The sequence below is a fragment of the Pseudomonas sp. KBN10P06128 genome (assembly GCF_037574945.1).
GTDB lineage: Bacteria > Pseudomonadota > Gammaproteobacteria > Pseudomonadales > Pseudomonadaceae > Pseudomonas > Pseudomonas aeruginosa.
In genome coordinates, this window is record NZ_JBBELR010000001.1 from 4,567,252 (window position 1) to 4,584,731 (window position 17,480).

Genomic DNA, 17,480 nt, shown 5'->3' on the forward strand with positions numbered 1-17,480 from the left:
GGGCTCTTGCTTGCCGTCAGTCCGGTCGCATCAGGGGATGCAGACACCGTGCTGGCTGCTCTGCGCCAGGTCCATCAGCTCGCGGTTGGCCACGGCGTACATGGCGTAGTCGGTACCCGACGCGGCACGCAGTTCGACCAGCATCGCCCGCCAGCGCTCGACCAGCGGCAGGTGTTGTTCCAGCCACAGGCCGACGCGCGCCTCGACCTCCTTCGGTCCGTCCTGCATCTGCAACACCGAGACGGTGATCGCCCGCTGCTGCCAGTCGAGGTCGTCGCGGAACGCCTCGCGGGCCAGCGCCTGCCAGTTGTTCTCCACCGGCAGGTTGGTGATCTGTTGCAGGTACCAGGTAAGGTCCAGCGCGCTGCCCACGGCGAAATAGGCCTTGGCCACTTCCGCGGTGTCCTGGCCGGTCACGTCGGACGCCTCGATGATCGGCAGCAGCGTATACAGGTGGCTGGTGCCGGCCACCATGCGTGCCAGCAGTTCCGGTACGCCGGCGTCGACGTAGGTCTGGTAGCGCGCCTGCCACAGCTCGCGGGTCGGCCCTTCGAGCAGCTCGTTGAGCTTCAGGCCGAGGGCGGCGATGCGCGGGCCGAAGTGGGCCACGTCGCGCGCCGCGTCCAGCTCGTTGCGGCGGCTGCGGAGGAACCAGCGGGTGGCGCGGCGACCGAGACGCATCAGTTCGTCCATCAGGGTCAGCTGGATATCAGCGGGCACCTGGTAGTCGAGGTTCTCGATCTGGCGGAACCAGTGCGGCAGGTGGAACACGTCGCGAACGATCACGTAGGCCCCGGCGACGTTGGCCGCGCTCATGCCGGTGGACTCCTTCAGGCGCTGCACGAAGGTGATGCCCATGTGGTTGACCAGGTCGTTGGCGATCTGCGTGCTGACGATCTCGCGCTTCAGGCGATGGCGGCGCATGGCGTCGCCGAACTTCTCCGCCAGCAATGCCGGGAAGGCGGTCTCCATGTCGCGGGTCAGGTAGTCGTCGTCCGGCACCAGCGACTTCAGCAGCGACTCCTTGAGGTCGATCTTGCTGTAGGAGATCAGCACCGACAGCTCGGCGCGGGTCAGCCCCTGGCCGGCACTGATGCGTTCCGCCAGTTCCTCGTCGGAAGGCAGGAACTCCAGGGCGCGATCGAGCTTGCCGCGCGCCTCGAGGTCGCCCATCAGCCGCTTGTATTCGGCGATCCGCTCGCGGGCGCGGCGTTGCGCCAGGGACAGCGCCTGGGTCTGCTTGTAGTTGTTGCCCAGCACCAGGGCGCCGACCGCGTCGGTCATCTTCACCAGCAGCGCGTTGCGCTGCTTCTCGGTCATGTCGCCGGCCTGCACCACTTCGTTGAGCAGGATCTTGATGTTGACCTCATGGTCGGAGCAGTCCACGCCACCGGCGTTGTCGATGAAGTCGGTGTTGTTGGCACCGCCGTGCAGGCCGAACTCGACCCGCGCCAGTTGGGTCATGCCCAGGTTGCCGCCCTCGCCCACCACCTTCGCGCGCAGCTCGCGGCCGTCGACGCGCAGACCGTCGTTGGCCTTGTCGCCGACATCGGCGTGGGTTTCCTTGCTCGACTTCACGTAGGTGCCGATACCGCCGTTCCAGAGCAGGTCGACCGGCGCCTTGAGCAGCGCGTGGATCAGCTCGGTGGGCGCCAGCCTGTCGGCCTGGATGTCGAAGCGCGCCTGCATTTCCGGGGTGATGGCGATGCTCTTGGCGCTGCGCAGGAAGATCCCGCCGCCGGCGGAGATCAGCTTGGCGTCGTAGTCGGCCCAGCTCGAACGCGGCAGGTTGAACAGGCGCTGGCGCTCGACGAAGCTGCTGGCGGCGTCCGGGTTCGGGTCGATGAAGATATGCATGTGGTTGAAGGCGGCCACCAGTTGCAGCGTGTCCGACATCAGCAGGCCGTTGCCGAACACGTCGCCGGCCATGTCGCCGATGCCGATGACGCTGATGTTGTCCTTCTGCACGTCGATGCCGCGTTCGCGGAAGTGCCGTTGCACGCTGACCCAGGCGCCCTTGGCGGTAATCCCCATGCCCTTGTGGTCGTAGCCGGCGGAGCCGCCCGAGGCGAAGGCGTCGCCAAGCCAGAAACCGTACTCGGCGGCGATGCCGTTGGCGATGTCGGAGAAGGTCGCCGTGCCCTTGTCCGCGGCGACCACCAGGTAGGGATCGTCCTCGTCGTGGCGGACCACGTTGGCCGGCGGCACCACTTCGCCTTCCTTGAGGTTGTCGGTGATGTCGAGCAGGCCGGAAATGAAGATCCGGTAGCAGGCGATCGCCTCGGCCTGGATCTCGTCGCGGCTACCGCCAAGCGGCAGGCGGCGCGGGACGAAGCCGCCCTTGGCGCCGACCGGCACGATCACCGCGTTCTTCACCTGCTGGGCCTTGACCAGGCCGAGCACCTCGGTGCGGAAGTCCTCCTCGCGGTCCGACCAGCGCAAGCCGCCGCGGGCCACCTTGCCGCCGCGCAGGTGCACGCCCTCGACGCGCGGCGAATAGACGAAGATCTCGTACTTGGGCACCGGCCTGGGCAGCTCCGGGATGGCCTTCGGGTTGAACTTGAAGCTGAAGTAGCTCTTGTTCTGGCCGTTGCCGTCGGGCTGGTAGAAGTTGGTCCGCAGGGTCGCCTTGATCAGGTCGAGGTAGCGCCGCAGGATGCGGTCCTCGTTGAGCACCTGGACTTCGTCGAGGGCGCCGAGGATCGCCTGTTCCAGCTTCTGTTGCTTGTCTTCCAGGTCTTCCGCGGTGAGTTTGCGCGCCAGGTAGAAGCGGGTCTTGAACAGCCGCACCAGCTCGCGGGCGATGTCGGTATGGGCATTCAGCGCGCTGGCGATGTAGCCGAGGTCGAAGCCCAGGCGGATCTGCTTCAGGTAACGCGCGTAGGCACGCAGCAGGGCGACGTCGCGCCACGGCAGGTTGGCGGTCAGCACCAGGCGGTTGAAGGCGTCGTTCTCGGCGTCGCCGCTGACGATGTGGACGAAGGCGTCCTGGAGGATCTCGTTGAGCTGCTGGATGTCCACGTCCAGCCCTTCGGCGTAGGTGAAGGCGAAGTCGTGGATCCAGTATTCGCGGCCGTTCTGGTGGCGCAGGCGGTAGGGGAATTCGCCGAGCACGCGCAGGCCGAGGTTCTCCAGGATCGGCAGGACGTCGGACAGGGCCAGCGGGGTGTCGGCGTGGTACAGCTTGCAGTGCAGTTGCTGCTCGCCCTGCGCCAGCGGCTGGTAGAAGCTCATCACCAGCGGGCGCTGCTCGGACAGGCTGAGCAGGTGCTGCAGGTCGACCACCGCGAAGTGCGGGGCGAAGCGCTCGCGGTAGCCGGCCGGGAAGCCTTTCGGGAAGTCGGCCAGGACGTTGGTGCCCTTGGCCTCGCCGAGGTTTTCCACCACCAGGCTGCTGTAGTCGTCCTGCCAGGAACGGCAGGCCTGGATCACTTCTTCCTCCAGGCGCGCCGGGTCGATGTCGATGCGCGACTTCGGGTCGACGCGGAGGATGAACTGCACGCGGGCCAGCACCGACTCGGAGAAGAAGGTCCAGAACTCGCAGTCGCTGGCTTGCAGGCGCTCCATCAGGACCTGCTGGATCTTCAGGCGCGTCTCGGTGGAATACACGTCGCGCGGCACGTAGGCCAGGCAGTAGCAGAAGCGGCCGTAGGGGTCCTTGCGCAGGAACACGCGGATCTTGTTGCGCTCCTGGATGCGGACGATCGCCAGGGCGGTGCTGAACAGCTCGTCCACCGGGGTCTGGAACAGGTCGTCGCGCGGCAGCACTTCCAGCACCTGGGCGAGTTCCTTGCCGAGGTGTGCCTTGGTGTCGAAACCGGAGCGCCGCATCACTTCGGCGACCTTGCCGCGGATGAAGGGAATGTCGTTGACGCTCTCGTTGTACACCGAGGAGGTGAACAGGCCCATGAAGCGGCACTCGCGGATCACCCGGCCCTTGCCGTCCAGCTCGCGGATCGACACGTAGTCCGGGTAGGCCGGGCGGTGCACGCGGCTCGGATGGGCGGCCTTGGCGAAGGACAGCAGGACCGGTTCGCGCAGGTAGGCGACGGCATAGTCCTCGATGTGCAGGTCATCCTTGCTCAGGCCGGCGCGCAGCAGACGGGTCAGGCCGAGGAAGGATTTCTCGTCGTAGACCATGCGCCCGCCGTCGGCCTCGTCGGCGACGCTGAATTCCTCGTAGCCGAGGAAGGTGAAGTGGTTGTCCAGCAGCCATTCGAGATAGCTGCGCACTTCCTTCAGCTCCTCCGCCAGCACCTTCAGCTTGGCCTTGCCGAGCCAGGCCAGCAGTTCGAGGGCCTTGGCCTTCATCGGCTCGAAGTCGGCGACGGTCACGCGTACTTCACCGAGCACTTCCAGGATGGCCTTCTCCAGCGCCCGCAGTTCGCCGGCGTGGGCGCAACGGTCGATCTCCAGGTACATCAGCGATTCCTGGCTGACGTCCTTGCCCTGGCTACCCTTGGGCAGGATTTCCTTCAGCTCGCCCTTGGCCGAGCGGCGCACGCTGAGGACGTTGGTCTGCAGGGTATGGATGCTGTAGCCGCGACGGTTCAGTTCCATGCGCACCGAGTCGACCAGGAACGGCAGGTCCGGGTGCAGCACTTCCACCGCGGTGTGGGTGGATTGCCAGCCGTGCTTCTCGTAGTCGGGGTTGTATACGCGGACTTCGGGCTGGTCGCGGTCGAAGCGCTCCAGCAGGCGCCAGGCGGAAAGGGTGCAACCGACCAGGTCGGAAAGCCGACGCTGGGTCAGTTCATCGAGGGAGATCAGGCTGAAGAACTGTTCGGCGAACAGCGTGACTTGTGGTAACGCCTTGTCGCCGAGGTGCTGCGCCAGTGCCGTCTGCAGTTGATGCTGGAAATCGGCTTTGCTGGCCGCGGTGAAGAACGCCATGGTTGTACTCCGCTTGGCTTGTTATTTCATGGAGGCGAGCGGTTCGCGGGAAAGGTCGCGAGCAACGCACCTTCGGACCGACCCTCGCTGCGTCCATGAAGTTCAGCAGAAGCTGAGCATTAATCCAGGCAGGCAGGCGCACAGCAAAGGCTGACCGGGAACCGCCCTTTTTCGGCGAGCGACCCGCCGGTCATATCCGACAGAGCTTAACGAGCCGGCAAGGCAAAACACTTACCGTGCTGCGACATATTCGTTCACCCCGGGAGCATCGGCTCACTGCACCGGCAGGAAATGCATGAACAGCAGTCCCTGGGCGTAGTTCACGCTGATCCGCCGGTAGCGTTCGCCGAGCACCTCGGCGAGCAGGTCCAGGCGCGCGACGATCTTGGCGAACTCGCGGGCGTAGCTGAGGTTGCTGGCGTCGTCGGTGAGGGCGTTGGAAAGCAGCAACGGGGCACCCTTGTCGTCCTTGCGGGTAGCCAGCATCCAGGTGGCGACCTCGACGTTGCGCGCGGCGTTGTAGACGTACTGCGCGTCGATTCCCTGATAGACGTAGAACTCGGTGCGCCCGCCATGGGCGGTGATCAGCATGCTGGCCAGGGAGTAGATGAAGGCACCGACGCGGTCGCCCTTGAACGCCGGATCGAGGGAGTAGGACAGCGCGGCGATGTCGCGGCGGCCGCCCAGGTCGCTGAGTTCGCGGTTCTGCTCGATGGCCCGGCGGATCGCCAGCTCGGCGTCGGCCTGGCTCGGCAGGCCGGTCTTCTTCCATTCGGCGGGATTGCGCTTGTACAGCTTCCAGAGCAACTGGTAGAGGCTTTGCAGGTTGTCGCGCATGGCCAGGGTGGCCATGCGATCGGCATCGGTCTGGAGGAATTCGCCGGCGCGCATCGAACCCTGGCTGGTGTCCTCGCCGGCGGCGTTGCGCGGCGCGTTCGAACATCCGCTGGCGAGCGCGCCGAGCAGCAACAGCAGCCCGCCGACCCAGCGCCGCCACCCACGCCGGGCGCGGCCCTCCCCCTTGCGCCGGGCAAGCCCCGGCAATGTCGCTCCTGACAAACGCTCTGTCCATTCGCTGTTCGCATCGCGGAAACCGACCCGCCTGAGCCGGCGAAGTTCCCCGGGCGCGTCGATCCGCCACGCTTCGCGAGGCAGGTCACGGCGAGAGGCGGAGGCTTTTCACCGGCATACCCGCGCGGGTTCACGAATAGGCGCGGCACGAGCGTCGGAGAGTACGCTAGGCAGTCGCCGTGCGCTAACATGTGCGGGATCGGGGGGCCGTCATCCGCCGCAGAGCGGAGCCTTCTCCCCGCCCGCGCGCGCCGGCCTCGCCGTGCGCCACCGAGCGACACCCCAGCAGGCCTTGGAACCGGTAGTCCAGACAATGAGCAACGAGCCAGAAAGCACGCAGCACAAGAGCGCCCTGCAGGGACTGAAGGGCTACCTGTCGAGCCAGATCCTCGGCCAGGAAAAACTCGTCGACCGCCTGCTGATCGCGCTGCTAGCCGACGGCCACCTGCTGGTGGAAGGCGCGCCGGGACTGGCCAAGACCAAGGCCATCAAGGACCTCGCCGAAGGCCTCGAAGCCGAGTTCCACCGTATCCAGTTCACTCCCGACCTGCTCCCCGCCGACATCACCGGCACCGAGATCTACCGTCCGGAGACCGGCACCTTCGTGTTCCAGCAAGGCCCGATCTTCCATCACCTGGTGCTGGCCGACGAGATCAACCGCGCCCCGGCCAAGGTGCAATCGGCGCTGCTCGAAGCCATGGCCGAGCGCCAGGTTTCGGTCGGCCGCAGCACCTACGACCTGCCACAGCTGTTCCTGGTGATGGCGACACAGAACCCGATCGAGCAGGAAGGTACCTACCCGTTGCCGGAAGCCCAGCTCGACCGCTTCCTCATGCACGTCAAGATCGGCTACCCGGAGGCCTCGGTGGAACGCCGCATCCTCCAGCAGGCGCGTGGCGAGGCACTGAACGGCGAGGCCCGGCCGGAGCGCAGGGTGACCCAGGAAACCATCTTCGCCGCGCGCCAGGAAATCCTCGGCCTGTACATGGCCGACGCGGTGGAGGAATACCTGGTGCAACTGATCATGGCCACCCGCACCCCGGCCAAGCACGACGCGGAACTCGCCGAATGGATCTCCTACGGCGCCAGCCCGCGCGGCTCCATCGCCCTCGACCGCTGCGCGCGCGCCCACGCCTGGCTGGGCGGACGCGACTTCGTCAGCCCCGAGGACATCCAGGCGGTGCTGTTCGACGTGCTGCGCCATCGCCTGATCCTGACCTTCGAGGCGGAAGCCGCCGGCATCGACCAGGACCGGGTCGTGCAGCGCATCCTCGACGTGGTCGCCGTGGCCTGAGGCCGCCGCCATGCTGAGCGCCGCCCCTGGCGTCGAACTGGGCCTCGACGAGCTTCTGGAAATGCGCCACCGGCTCCACGAAGCGCGCCTGTTCTCCTCGCAGAACCGCCGCAGCCCGCTGGTCGGCCTGCATCACTCGCGCCTGCGCGGACGCGGCGTGGACTTCGACCAGGTGCGCATCTACCAGCCCGGCGACGACGTACGGACCATCGACTGGCGCGTCACCGCGCGCACCCGCGAGCCGCACACCAAGCTGTTCCACGAGGAACGCGAGCGACCGGTGTTCGTCCTGGTCGAACAGAGCCAGCGCCTGTTCTTCGGCTCCGGCCTGTGCTTCAAGGCGGTGCTGGCGGCACGCGCGGCGGCCTTCATCGGCTGGTCGGCGCTGGCCCACAACGACCGTATCGGCGGCCTGGTATTCAGCGACCGCGACTGCCACGAAATCAAGCCGCGACGCAGCAAGCACAGCCTGCTGCAACTGTTCAACCAGCTATTGCGGGCCAATCGCGAGCTGCGCGAGACGCCGGCCGAGCGACCTGGCGAACTGTTCGGCCTGGCCCTGCGCCGCGCCCGCGAAGTGCTGCGCCCGGGCAGCCTGATCCTGGTGCTGTGCGACGAGCGCACCCTCAATGACGTCGCCGAGCAGCAACTCAGCCTGATCGCACGCCATACCGACCTGGTGCTGCTGCCGCTGTCCGACCCGCTCGACCATGCCCTCCCCGCCGCCGGACTGCTGCGCTTCCGCGAAGGCGCCGCCGACCTCGAGCTGGACACCCACGCCGACGAGCTGCGCCAGGCCTATCGCGAGCTGGCCGAGGCGCGCCGCGCGCGCTGGCAGCGGCTGGCCCAGCGACTGGGCGTGCCGCTGCTGCCGCTGTCGACCCAGGAAGACCTGGTGGAGCAGTTGCGGGACCTGCTGGAACAACACCAGCCGGGGTATCGCGCATGAACCCGCTCGACCGGCTGGAACCGCTTATCGCCCCCCCGCCCATCGGCTGGTGGCCGCCGGCGCCCGGCTGGTGGCTGCTGGCCGCCCTGCTGCCGTTGCTCGGTTGGGGGCTCTGGCGACTGCGCCGGCACCTGCCGCGGCGCACCATCGCCACCCGCGGCGAAGCGCCGCTGGATCCGCTGCGCGAAGCGGCCCTGGCCGAACTGGCCGCGCTTGCCAAGCCCTACGGCAGGGCTTCCGCCGGGCCCTGGCTGCAAGCCATCAACGGCCTGCTCAAGCGGGTCTGCAGGGCGCGCTGGCCAGATAGCGGCAGCCACGCCCTCAGCGGCCGCGCCTGGCTGGCGTTCCTCGACAACCGTTGCCCGGCCGCCGGCCTGACCCGCTGGATGATCCTGGTGGAAGGCGGCTACCGTGCCGACTGCACCCTCGACGACAAGGCCGTGGACGGCCTCGACGCCGCCGTCGCCACCTGGATTCGCAAGCATGTTTGAGTTCGCCTGGCCCTGGGTCTTCGCCCTCGCCCCGTTGCCCTGGCTGCTGCGCCTGGTGCTGCCGGCCGCCGACAGCGGCGAGGCGGCGCTCAAGGTGAGCTTCCTCGACGAACTCGAAAGCCTCGCCGGACGCCGTGCCCGCGCACGCCTGCCGGCCTGGCGGCAGCAGGTGCGCTTCGCCCTGCTCTGGTTCCTCCTGCTGCTCGCCGCGGCCCGCCCGCAGTGGGTCGGCGAACCCCTGCCGCTACCCGCCAGCGGCCGTGACCTGCTGCTCGCGGTGGATGTCTCCGGCTCCATGGACTACCGCGACATGCGCTGGCAGGACGACGAGATCAGCCGCCTGGAACTGATCAAGAAACTCTTCGGCGACTTCATCGAAGACCGTCGTGGCGACCGCGTCGGCCTGATCCTGTTCGGCAGCCAGGCCTACCTGCAGGCGCCGCTGACCTTCGACCGGCACACCGTGCGGGTCTGGCTGGACGAGGCGCAGATCGGCATCGCCGGCAAGAACACCGCGATCGGCGACGCCATCGGCCTGGCGGTCAAGCGCCTGCGCCAGCGGCCCGCGGAAAGCCGGGTGCTGGTGCTGATCACCGACGGCGTCAACACCGGCGGACAGATAGCCCCGCAGATCGCCGCGCAACTGGCCGCCGAGCAACAGGTGAAGATCTACACCATCGGCGTCGGCGCCGACCCGCAGCAGGGCGGCGTGCCCGGCCTGTTCGGCTTCAACCCGGGGCTCGATCTCGACGAGCCGACCCTGCGCGGTATCGCCGAGATCACTGGCGGCGAATACTTCCGCGCGCGATCCAGCGCCGAGCTGGAAAGCATTTCCGCGACCCTCGACCGCCTCGAACCGGTCGCCCAGCAGACTACCCGGGCGCGCCCGGCCCTGGCGCTGTACAGTTGGCCGCTGGCCGCCGCCCTCGGCCTGAGCGTGCTGCTGGTGGCGCTGGAACTCTGGCCACGGGAAAACCGGACCTGGCCGCGCCGCCGTTCCGGGAGGCAACCATGAACCTGTTGCTGGACGCCTGGCCGCACTGGCTGCGCCCCTACTGGCTGCTGCTGGCGCCGCTGCTTGGCTGGTTGCTGTGGAAGCTGCTGCATCGCCAGCGTCGTGCCGGACGCTGGCAACTGCTGCTGCCGACGGCCTTCCAGCCCTGGCTGCTGGTCGGCGGCGCCGGGCGGCAGAACCGCATGCCCTGGATCTGCCTCGGCATCGCCTGGCTGCTGGCCCTGCTGGCCTTGCTCGGGCCCAGTTGGCAGCAACTGGAACAGCCCTCGATGAAGCGTAGCGACCCGCTGGTGGCGATCCTCCAGCTGACTCCCGGGATGCTTGCCGGCGACCTGTCGCCAACCCGCCTGGAACAGGCCCGGCGCAAGCTGCTCGACCTGCTTCGCACGCGCAACGACGCGCAGACCGCGATCGTCGTCTACGCCGGCAGCGCGCATACCCTGGTGCCGCTGTCGGACGACCAGCTCACCGCGCGCAACCTGCTCGACGCCCTGAAACCTTCGATCATGCCCGAGCCCGGCCAGCGCGCCGACCTCGCCGTGCGCCAGGCCCTCGACCTGCTGGAACAGGGCGCCCAGGGCCGCGGCCGCCTGCTGCTGCTGACCAGCGGGCTGAGCGAACCCGAGCGCCAGGGCATCCGCAGCGCCCTCGAGCACCGGGCGGCGCGCCTCGCCGTGCTCGGCGTCGGCACGCCGAAGGGCGCTCCGGTGCAGCAGGAGGATGGCAGCTTCCTCAAGGACGATCAGGGCGGCATCCTCCTGCCCAGGCTCGACGAAAGCGGGCTGCGCCGCTTCGCCGTGGAGATCGGCGCCGGCTACCAGCGCCTGCGGCCGAACGACCGCGACCTCGACAGCCTCGGCCTGCTGGCCCGCGGCGGCACGCTGGAGGAAGACCGCGAGAACGCCCTGCTGCGCTTGCAGCGCTGGGCCGACCAGGGGTACTGGCTGCTCCTGCCGCTGCTCCTGCTGGCCGCCTGTGCCGGACGGCGCGGCTGGCTGTTCTGCCTGCCGCTGTTGATGCTGAGCCTGCCGCAACCGGCCATGGCCTTCCAGTTCGAAGACCTCTGGCTGCGTCCGGACCAGCAAGGCCAGCGCCTGTTGCAACGGGGCCAGGCGGACGAGGCGGCGAAGCGCTTCGAGGACTTCCGCTGGAAAGGCCTGTCGCTCTACCAGGCCCGCGACTACGCCGCCGCGGCCCAGGCCTTCGCCCAGGGCGACCAGGCCGACGATCACTACAACCGTGGCAACGCCCTGGCCCGCCAGGGCGAACTGGAAGCCGCCGTCGACGCCTACGAACAAGCCCTGGAGCGCCAGCCGCAACTGGTCGCCGCGCAACGCAACAAGGCCCTGGTCGAGGAACTGCTGCGCCAGCGCCAGGAACAGGCGGCGCAGCAGCAGGCCGGCGAGAACAAGGAACAGCGCCAGGAAGCGAGCCAGCAGAGCCCGCCATCCGGAAGCAGCCAGCGGCCGCCGCGCGATGCGGCGACCGTCGATGCGCAGAAGGCCCAGGCCGCGGCGCCCTCGACCAGCCTGCCGGAAGACGAAGGCGAGAAGACCGCCGGAGCACCCGGCCAAGCGCAGCCGCAGCCCGACGCCGAGGACGAGCGGACGGGTGACGAGGAAGCCGACGACGGACTCGACGACGAACGTCGCCAGGCCCTCGAGCAATGGCTGCGACAGATTCCCGACGATCCCGCCGAGTTGCTGCGGCGCAAGTTCTGGTACCAACAGCAGCAACGCCAGGAAGCCACGCCATGATCCGCCTGTTCTGCAGCCTGCTTCTCGCGCTCCTCTGCGTCTCCGCCCACGCCAGCTTCAGCGCCAGCGTCGATCGCGCCCGCCTGACCGAAGGGGAAAGCGTCGAACTGACGCTGGAATCGGACGACCCGACCCTCTTCGGCAAGCCCGACCTGAGCCCGCTGGACGCCCTCTTCGAGGTCCTCGGCACGCGCCAGGTCAACCGTCTCGCCACGCAGAACGGTCGGGCCCAGGCCACCACCCGCTGGATCGTCACCCTCCTGCCGAAGCAGAGCGGCTACGTGGCGATCCCGCCGATCAGCCTCGGCGCCAGCAGCACCCAGCCGATCAGGCTGCACGTACTGGAGGCGCGCGACCGCGCCAAGAGCAGCAAGCTGGCGCCGGTCTTCATCGATGCCAGCGTCGACCAGGAGAAGGTCTACGTGCAGGCCCAGGCGATCCTCACCCTGCGCATCTACCACTCGGTATCGCTATACGACGACAGCAGCCTGACCCCGCTGACGATGAACGACGCGAAGGTCGAACAGCTCGGCGAGGCGCGCACCTACGAGAAGGAGATCAACGGCATCCGCCACGGCGTGATCGAGGTGCGCTACGCGATCTTCCCGCAGAAGAGCGGCACCCTGGAGATTCCTGCGCAAGCCTTCAGCGCGACCCTGGTCGACCGTGGCAGCGACGACTACAACCCCTTCGGCCCGCGCCCCGGCCGGCAGATGCGGGTGACTTCGCCGAGCATCCCGCTGCAGGTCCGGCCCAAGCCTGCCGACTATCCGGCCGACGCGCCCTGGATGCCGGCCCGCGCGCTGAGCATCAGCGAAAGCTGGAGCCCGCAGCCGGAGCAGGCGCAGGTCGGCGAATCGCTGACGCGCAATGTGCTGCTGAAGGTCGAGGGGCTTTCCGGCACCCAGCTTCCGCCGTTGCCGCTGCCCGACGTGCAAGGCCTGCGGCGCTACCCGGACCAACCGCAGCTGGCCGACCAGAGCACCGACCAGGGCCTCATCGGCAGTCGCGAGGAACGCGAGGCGCTGGTGCCCGAGCAGGCCGGGCGCATCGAGTTGCCGGCGCTCGAAGTGGTCTGGTGGAACACCCGCGAAGACCGCCTGGAGCGCACCAGCCTGCCACCGCGCACCCTGGAAGTGGCCGCCGCGCCGCAGGCCGAGGCGGAGCCGCCGGCGGCGGCGCTGCCGCTCGGCGAACGCCTGGAGCCGACGCTCTGGCCCTGGCAACTGGCTACCGCCGTGCTGGCCCTGACCACCCTGCTCGGCTTCGGCCTCTGGTGGCGCGCCCGCCAGCTGCCGGCGGTGATCCGCGCCGCAGCCAACGGCCCGAGCAGCCGCAGCCTGCTCGACGAGCTGCGCCGCGCCTGCCTGGCCAACGATCCCCAGGCGACCCGCCAGGCCCTGGACGCCTGGGCTCGTCAGCAACCCGATACCCTGGCCGACATGGCGGCCCGCTTCGTACCGCTGTCCGACGCCCTGGATGGCCTCAACGGCGCGCTGTACAGCGAGAGCGGCCATTCCTGGCAGGGCGAGGACCTGTGGCGGGCGATCCGCGCCCTGCCCACCACGGAACAAGCGCCGGCGGGAGCGGTCGACAATGGCGGCCTGCCACCGCTCTATCCGCGCTGAACGGCGCTATGGTTAGGACTGGCACGACATTCCGATTCCGCAAGAGGGCCCGCATGCGCTTCCGTACCCTGTACCTCGTCCTGTGCGGCCTGCTCCTGGGCCACGCCGCGACGGCCGCCGAACCGCCGACCGCGCCCACGCCGCCGACGCAGCCGGCCGAAGGGCCGGGCGGCGCGGCCTATCGCCATGCCAGCGTGCATCAGTGGCACTTCGGCGAAGGCGCTCGCGAATACTGGGTGTTCACCCCCGAGCAACCGGTCCCCGGCAACGCTCCGCTGGTGATCTTCCTGCACGGCTGGAGCGTGATGCAGCCGGACCTCTACCGCGCCTGGATCGACCATATCGTCCGCCGCGGCATGGTGGTGGTCTACCCGCGCTACCAGCCGGACCTGAAGACGCCCAACGCAGACTTCCTCGACAATGCCGCCGGCGCCCTCGGCGACGCCCTCAGGCGCCTGCAGGCCGGCGAGCTGGGGGTGCGCCCGCGGCTGAACCAGGTCGCCTACCTCGGCCACTCCGCCGGCGGACTGCTCGCCGCCAACCTGGCGGCCGCCAGCGAACGCCTGAAGCTGCCGGCGGCGAAGGCGCTGATGGTGGTCGAGCCCGGCAAGAGCCAGGGCAAGCGCTGGGACGGCGTGGCCCAGGAACGCCTGTCGGGGCTGGCCAAGGGCACCCTGCTGCTGGCGGTCTGCGGCGACGAGGACAGCCACGTGGCCTGCACCGACGCCAAGCGCATCTACCGCCAGAGCCGGCACATTCCGCCCAGCGACAAAAACCTCCTGCTGCTGCGCAGCGATCGCCACGGCGCTCCGCCGCTGCTGGCCAACCACGCGGCGCCCACCGCGCCGGTATTCGGCCCGCAGTATCCGAAGGAAGAAGACAGCGACTGGTTGCTCGACCGCGTCGAGAAGCGCCTCGAAGTGCAGCAGGCCGAAGGCCGCTATACCGGCCACGACCCGCTGGTGATCGACGCCCTCGACTGGTACGGCACCTGGAAGCTGTTCGATGGCCTCACCGACGCGGCGTTCTACAACCGCAACCGCCAGTACGCCCTGGGCGCTACGCCGGAGCAGACCGGCATGGGCCAATGGAGCGACGGCACCCCGGTGAAGCCAATCAAGGTGCTCAAGTAGCCAGCGCTAGAAGTCGTAGCTCAGGCGCAGGTTGACGGCGCTGCCGCCGACCCGCTCGCCTTTCGTCCCCTGCAGCTCCAGGCTGCCCTGCAACGGACCGCGGCGGGCGTGCAGCGCCATCCCCGCACTGAACAGGTCGCGCCCCCGATGGGCCGAAACCTGCTTCAGGTCGACGCCCTGCAGGCTAGCCTCGGTGTGGCTCGCCGGCACTCCCAGGGCACGCTCGTAGCCCAGGTTCAGCTCCGGCTCCAGCGACCAGTCGGCCACCCGCAGGCTGCGCGCGACGCTCAGTTCCAGGGTGGCGAAGGTCGCATCCCTGGCCGCGCGGTCGACGTCCAGCGCCAGCTCGCTGTGCTTTTCGCGGAAACCTTTCCATTCCGTGCGGGTCGCCAGCAGGCCGACCCGCGGCTCGACCCGCCAATCGTCCTTGCGCCAGCGGTAGCCGCTCTTGACGCTGGCGTGGTAGAGCCAGCCCTCGCTGTCGCCCTTGGCCGTGGCAAAGCCCGGCAGGCGCCGCTTGCTGGCGGCGTCGAGGTAGCCGGCGCCGAGCATGGCACTGACGTAACCGCCCTGTTCCAGGCTGTCGAAGGCGTGTAGCAAGCCCACGGCGAGCTGGGTGATGTCCAGCTCGACCTTGCCGCCGGCGCTGTTGATCCGTCCCTTGGTCTGCGCCAGCGTCGCGCCGCCCTGGGTTCGTTCGTCGAGCGCCTGGACCAGGCCCAGGGCAATGCCGTCGCTACGCTCGCGACTGCCGCTGACGCCTGAGCGCCCCTCGTTGCGCAAGCCGGAAGCGAGCCCCTGGAACCACAACCGCGGCGCCTGCCCGGGCTGCGCCCAGGAAAGCTCGCCGAACATCGCGCGATCCACTTGCGACGGCTGCCGACTCAGGTAGGCCAGGCTGTCGGCATACACCTGGCCGCCGGCGCTGCGTGGCAGGCCAGCGAGATCGCCGCGCGCCAGGCTGGCCTGCAGCCAATCGTTGTAGGCGCCGGGGCGCAGGGCGATGGGCCGGTCACGGAGCGCGTTCAACGCCGCCGCGGAACGCCCGGCGTTGCCTTGTAGGTTGACCTGCCCCGGCAGGTCGAGCGGAGCCAGGGCCAGGGCGATGCCATCCGCAGCGAAGCGCAAGTCGTGGCGCAGGCCCCGCGCGGCCAGGCCCGGCGCCTGTTGCAAGGCATCGAAACCGCCCTGGTAGGTGGCGCCACGCGCGACCGTCAGGAACTTCTGCCCCGCCCCCGCCGCATCGGCCGCCGTCAGTTGCAGCCGCCCGCCCAACCGGGCGAAAGCAGCCGCGCCGTCGAGGCGGATCGGCGGTTGCCCGCCCAGCGCCACCCGGGTCGTGCTCGACGGCGACAGTTCGAGCGAGCGGGTGAAACTCGGCGCGCCCGCGAGGCGGTCGGCGGCGAGCACACCGTCGATCCGGGTCGGCGCGGCAATGGTGCCGCCGCCGCCCAGCTCGCCGGCCCGGGCTACCCTCAACCCCGGTCCTTCGAGCGTGCCGTCCACCACCAGGCGCCCGCCGCGAACCTCGCTGGCGGCAGAGAACCGGTTGCGCCCGGCGAGCGCCAGTTCGCCGGCCTCGACCGCGACCCCGGCGAAACGGTTATCGCCCGACAGCCGCAGCGCGCCGCTGCCGGCCTTGCCAAGCATGCCACCGGCGCGGATGTCGTTGTTCCAGGCATCCCTGGCATTCCAGCCGCCGCGCGCCGCGTCCAGCGTCACCCGCTGATCGCCGAACAGCTGGCCTGGTCCACGTACCGCCCGGGCCAGGTCCAGCAACCCCCAGCCGAAACGCGCGTCGACCCCAGGCTCGCCAAGATCGACGGCGGTGCTCAACATGGTCATCCGCACCTGCGCCATGTCCATGTAGGGAAAACGCTCGGCCAGCAATGCCGCGCTGGCGCTGACTAGCGGCGTGGCGTAGGAGGTACCGCTCTGGTCGGCATAGGTGTAGGTCAAGCGTTCGGCCGAGGCACCGTTCGCCGCGGCCACGTACATGTCGCCGGGCGCCGCCAGGCACCAGTCTTTCGTCACCCCGCACTGGTTGGAGTAGTCGGTGAGGTCGCGGTCCGGACCCAGCGCGACCACGCTGAGGAAACCGCTTTCCAGTCCGGGCATGAAGCGCGGCAAGGTGGCGAGCAAGCCGGGCTGCGCGCGGCTTTCGTTGCCGGCTGCGAACACCAGCAGGCGCCCGTCGCGCACGCCGTCGGCCAGGGCATTCAGGTAGGGATGCGGCGCTGCGGGATCGATCGCCGCATAAGCGGCATCCACCGCGGCGGCGTCATTGCCGATAGGATCGTCGTTGTAGCTGTTGTTGATGATCCGTACCGTCGGCGCGCCCCGGTAGAGGGTGCTCAGGGCGCCATGGACGAGTTCCTCGCTGCCCGGTTGCAGCAGGCTGGCCTGGCTCGCCGCTTCGTCTTGTTCCTCCTCTATGTCGGCATCCTCGTCATCGGCTTCGTCGCTGGGCCTGATTTGCGTCTGGAAAAGCCCGACCTTCGGCGCCACGCCACCACGATAGGTGAAATCGGCAATGACCTCCGGCCTGGCCGCGATGATTCCGCTGACATTCGCGCCATGGCTGGCGACCTGGATTTCTCCGCTTTGCTCATCGCGATCGAAGAGCGGCCGGGAGGGATCGGCGATCGCTTCCTCGCCGTCGATGGCCACTCGGTTGGCCAGCGGAGTGATCGCCTGGCCGGCGAACGCCGGATGCTGCGGAAGGAAACCGCCATCGATCACCCCGACATCCACGCCTTTGCCGGTCAGGCCCAACGCGCGCGCGACCGGCACGCCGATGAAGTCCTGCTCCCAGCCGCTGGACCGGGCTTCGGCCAACGCACAGGGCGACAGCGATAGCGAAACGCCCAGCGGCACCAGTGTGCGTATCCCGCACTTTCGAACATCCTTCCAACGCGTCGTCCGCGACATGGCAAAAAATCCCCCAAAAACGAAAGGCACCCGCACTCTTCGCGGATGGCACCCGGCAATAGCCTGGCGGCTAGCGTTCCGAGCAGGCGCACGCTAGCTCCCGGGGGGTTAAAAAAGGCTTAACGCGGACACGCCGACGGGAGCGGCACGAGGTCACAGCGGAGGCGCAAACCGGGTGGGCAACTGGACAGCCCGCGCCCCGATCGACGAACATCGCTGCCCGACTCGCGAAAACCGCCGACCGCCCGCCTCTCCCGAACCGCCCATGGCGCGACGGCCATCCACCGCCAGTCGACCAGCCCATTCGTCACGCGACCC

General features: G+C 68.9%; 10 protein-coding genes. 7 read left to right on the top strand and 3 right to left on the bottom strand.

The genetic code is table 11. The annotated features are described in order from the left end of the window. Positions 1-30 precede the first annotated feature (30 nt). On the bottom strand, positions 31-4,893 hold the full coding sequence (gene gdhB / locus VQ065_RS21355; protein ID WP_003091291.1) for an NAD-glutamate dehydrogenase GdhB: 4,863 nt from the start codon (positions 4,891-4,893) through the stop codon (positions 31-33). Positions 4,894-5,166: 273 nt separating this feature from the next. Then, a complete protein-coding gene (locus VQ065_RS21360) occupies positions 5,167-5,937 on the bottom strand; it encodes a hypothetical protein (protein WP_003091293.1) in 771 nt (256 codons plus the stop codon). 340 nt (positions 5,938-6,277) lie between these two features. Between VQ065_RS21360 and VQ065_RS21365 the strand changes: the two genes are divergently transcribed. Genes VQ065_RS21365 through VQ065_RS21395 form a run of 7 tightly spaced genes read left to right on the top strand, consistent with a single transcriptional unit; the run spans position 6,278 to position 14,231 of the window. Then, positions 6,278-7,258: an AAA family ATPase gene (locus VQ065_RS21365; RefSeq protein ID WP_003091294.1), complete on the top strand. Its 981-nt coding sequence runs from the start codon at positions 6,278-6,280 to the stop codon at positions 7,256-7,258. A gap of 10 nt (positions 7,259-7,268) precedes the next feature. Then, positions 7,269-8,207 carry a DUF58 domain-containing protein gene (locus tag VQ065_RS21370; RefSeq protein WP_003091295.1) on the top strand — a complete coding sequence of 313 codons (939 nt, stop codon included), beginning with the start codon at positions 7,269-7,271 and terminating at the stop codon, positions 8,205-8,207. After that, positions 8,204-8,698, top strand: coding sequence for a DUF4381 domain-containing protein (locus VQ065_RS21375; RefSeq protein ID WP_003091296.1), 495 nt, complete (start codon positions 8,204-8,206; stop codon positions 8,696-8,698). The genes VQ065_RS21370 and VQ065_RS21375 overlap by 4 nt, the downstream gene beginning before the upstream one ends. Then, on the top strand, positions 8,691-9,713 hold the full coding sequence (locus tag VQ065_RS21380; protein ID WP_340080468.1) for a vWA domain-containing protein: 1,023 nt from the start codon (positions 8,691-8,693) through the stop codon (positions 9,711-9,713). The genes VQ065_RS21375 and VQ065_RS21380 overlap by 8 nt, the downstream gene beginning before the upstream one ends. Next, on the top strand, positions 9,710-11,470 hold the full coding sequence (locus VQ065_RS21385; protein WP_003091298.1) for a VWA domain-containing protein: 1,761 nt from the start codon (positions 9,710-9,712) through the stop codon (positions 11,468-11,470). The genes VQ065_RS21380 and VQ065_RS21385 overlap by 4 nt, the downstream gene beginning before the upstream one ends. Continuing rightward, the gene (locus VQ065_RS21390) at positions 11,467-13,098 is read left to right on the top strand and encodes a BatD family protein (RefSeq protein WP_003091302.1); all 1,632 of its coding nucleotides are present in this window, start codon (positions 11,467-11,469) and stop codon (positions 13,096-13,098) included. The genes VQ065_RS21385 and VQ065_RS21390 overlap by 4 nt, the downstream gene beginning before the upstream one ends. Positions 13,099-13,151: 53 nt before the next feature. Further along, the gene (locus VQ065_RS21395; protein ID WP_003112115.1) at positions 13,152-14,231 is read left to right on the top strand and encodes an alpha/beta hydrolase fold domain-containing protein; all 1,080 of its coding nucleotides are present in this window, start codon (positions 13,152-13,154) and stop codon (positions 14,229-14,231) included. 6 nt (positions 14,232-14,237) lie between these two features. Here the strand turns inward: VQ065_RS21395 and VQ065_RS21400 are convergent, their stop codons facing one another. Continuing rightward, positions 14,238-17,108: a S8 family serine peptidase gene (locus VQ065_RS21400; protein ID WP_003091308.1), complete on the bottom strand. Its 2,871-nt coding sequence runs from the start codon at positions 17,106-17,108 to the stop codon at positions 14,238-14,240. Between the last annotated feature and the right edge of the window lie 372 nt (positions 17,109-17,480).

Coding starts and splice junctions, on each gene's coding strand:
- VQ065_RS21390 (WP_003091302.1), top strand. CDS start 11,467: ATGATCCGCCTGTTCTGCAGCCTGCTTCTCGCGCTCCTCTGCGTCTCC.
- VQ065_RS21370 (WP_003091295.1), top strand. CDS start 7,269: ATGCTGAGCGCCGCCCCTGGCGTCGAACTGGGCCTCGACGAGCTTCTG.
- VQ065_RS21395 (WP_003112115.1), top strand. CDS start 13,152: ATGCGCTTCCGTACCCTGTACCTCGTCCTGTGCGGCCTGCTCCTGGGC.
- VQ065_RS21380 (WP_340080468.1), top strand. CDS start 8,691: ATGTTTGAGTTCGCCTGGCCCTGGGTCTTCGCCCTCGCCCCGTTGCCC.
- gdhB (WP_003091291.1), bottom strand. CDS start 4,893: ATGGCGTTCTTCACCGCGGCCAGCAAAGCCGATTTCCAGCATCAACTG.
- VQ065_RS21385 (WP_003091298.1), top strand. CDS start 9,710: ATGAACCTGTTGCTGGACGCCTGGCCGCACTGGCTGCGCCCCTACTGG.
- VQ065_RS21375 (WP_003091296.1), top strand. CDS start 8,204: ATGAACCCGCTCGACCGGCTGGAACCGCTTATCGCCCCCCCGCCCATC.
- VQ065_RS21365 (WP_003091294.1), top strand. CDS start 6,278: ATGAGCAACGAGCCAGAAAGCACGCAGCACAAGAGCGCCCTGCAGGGA.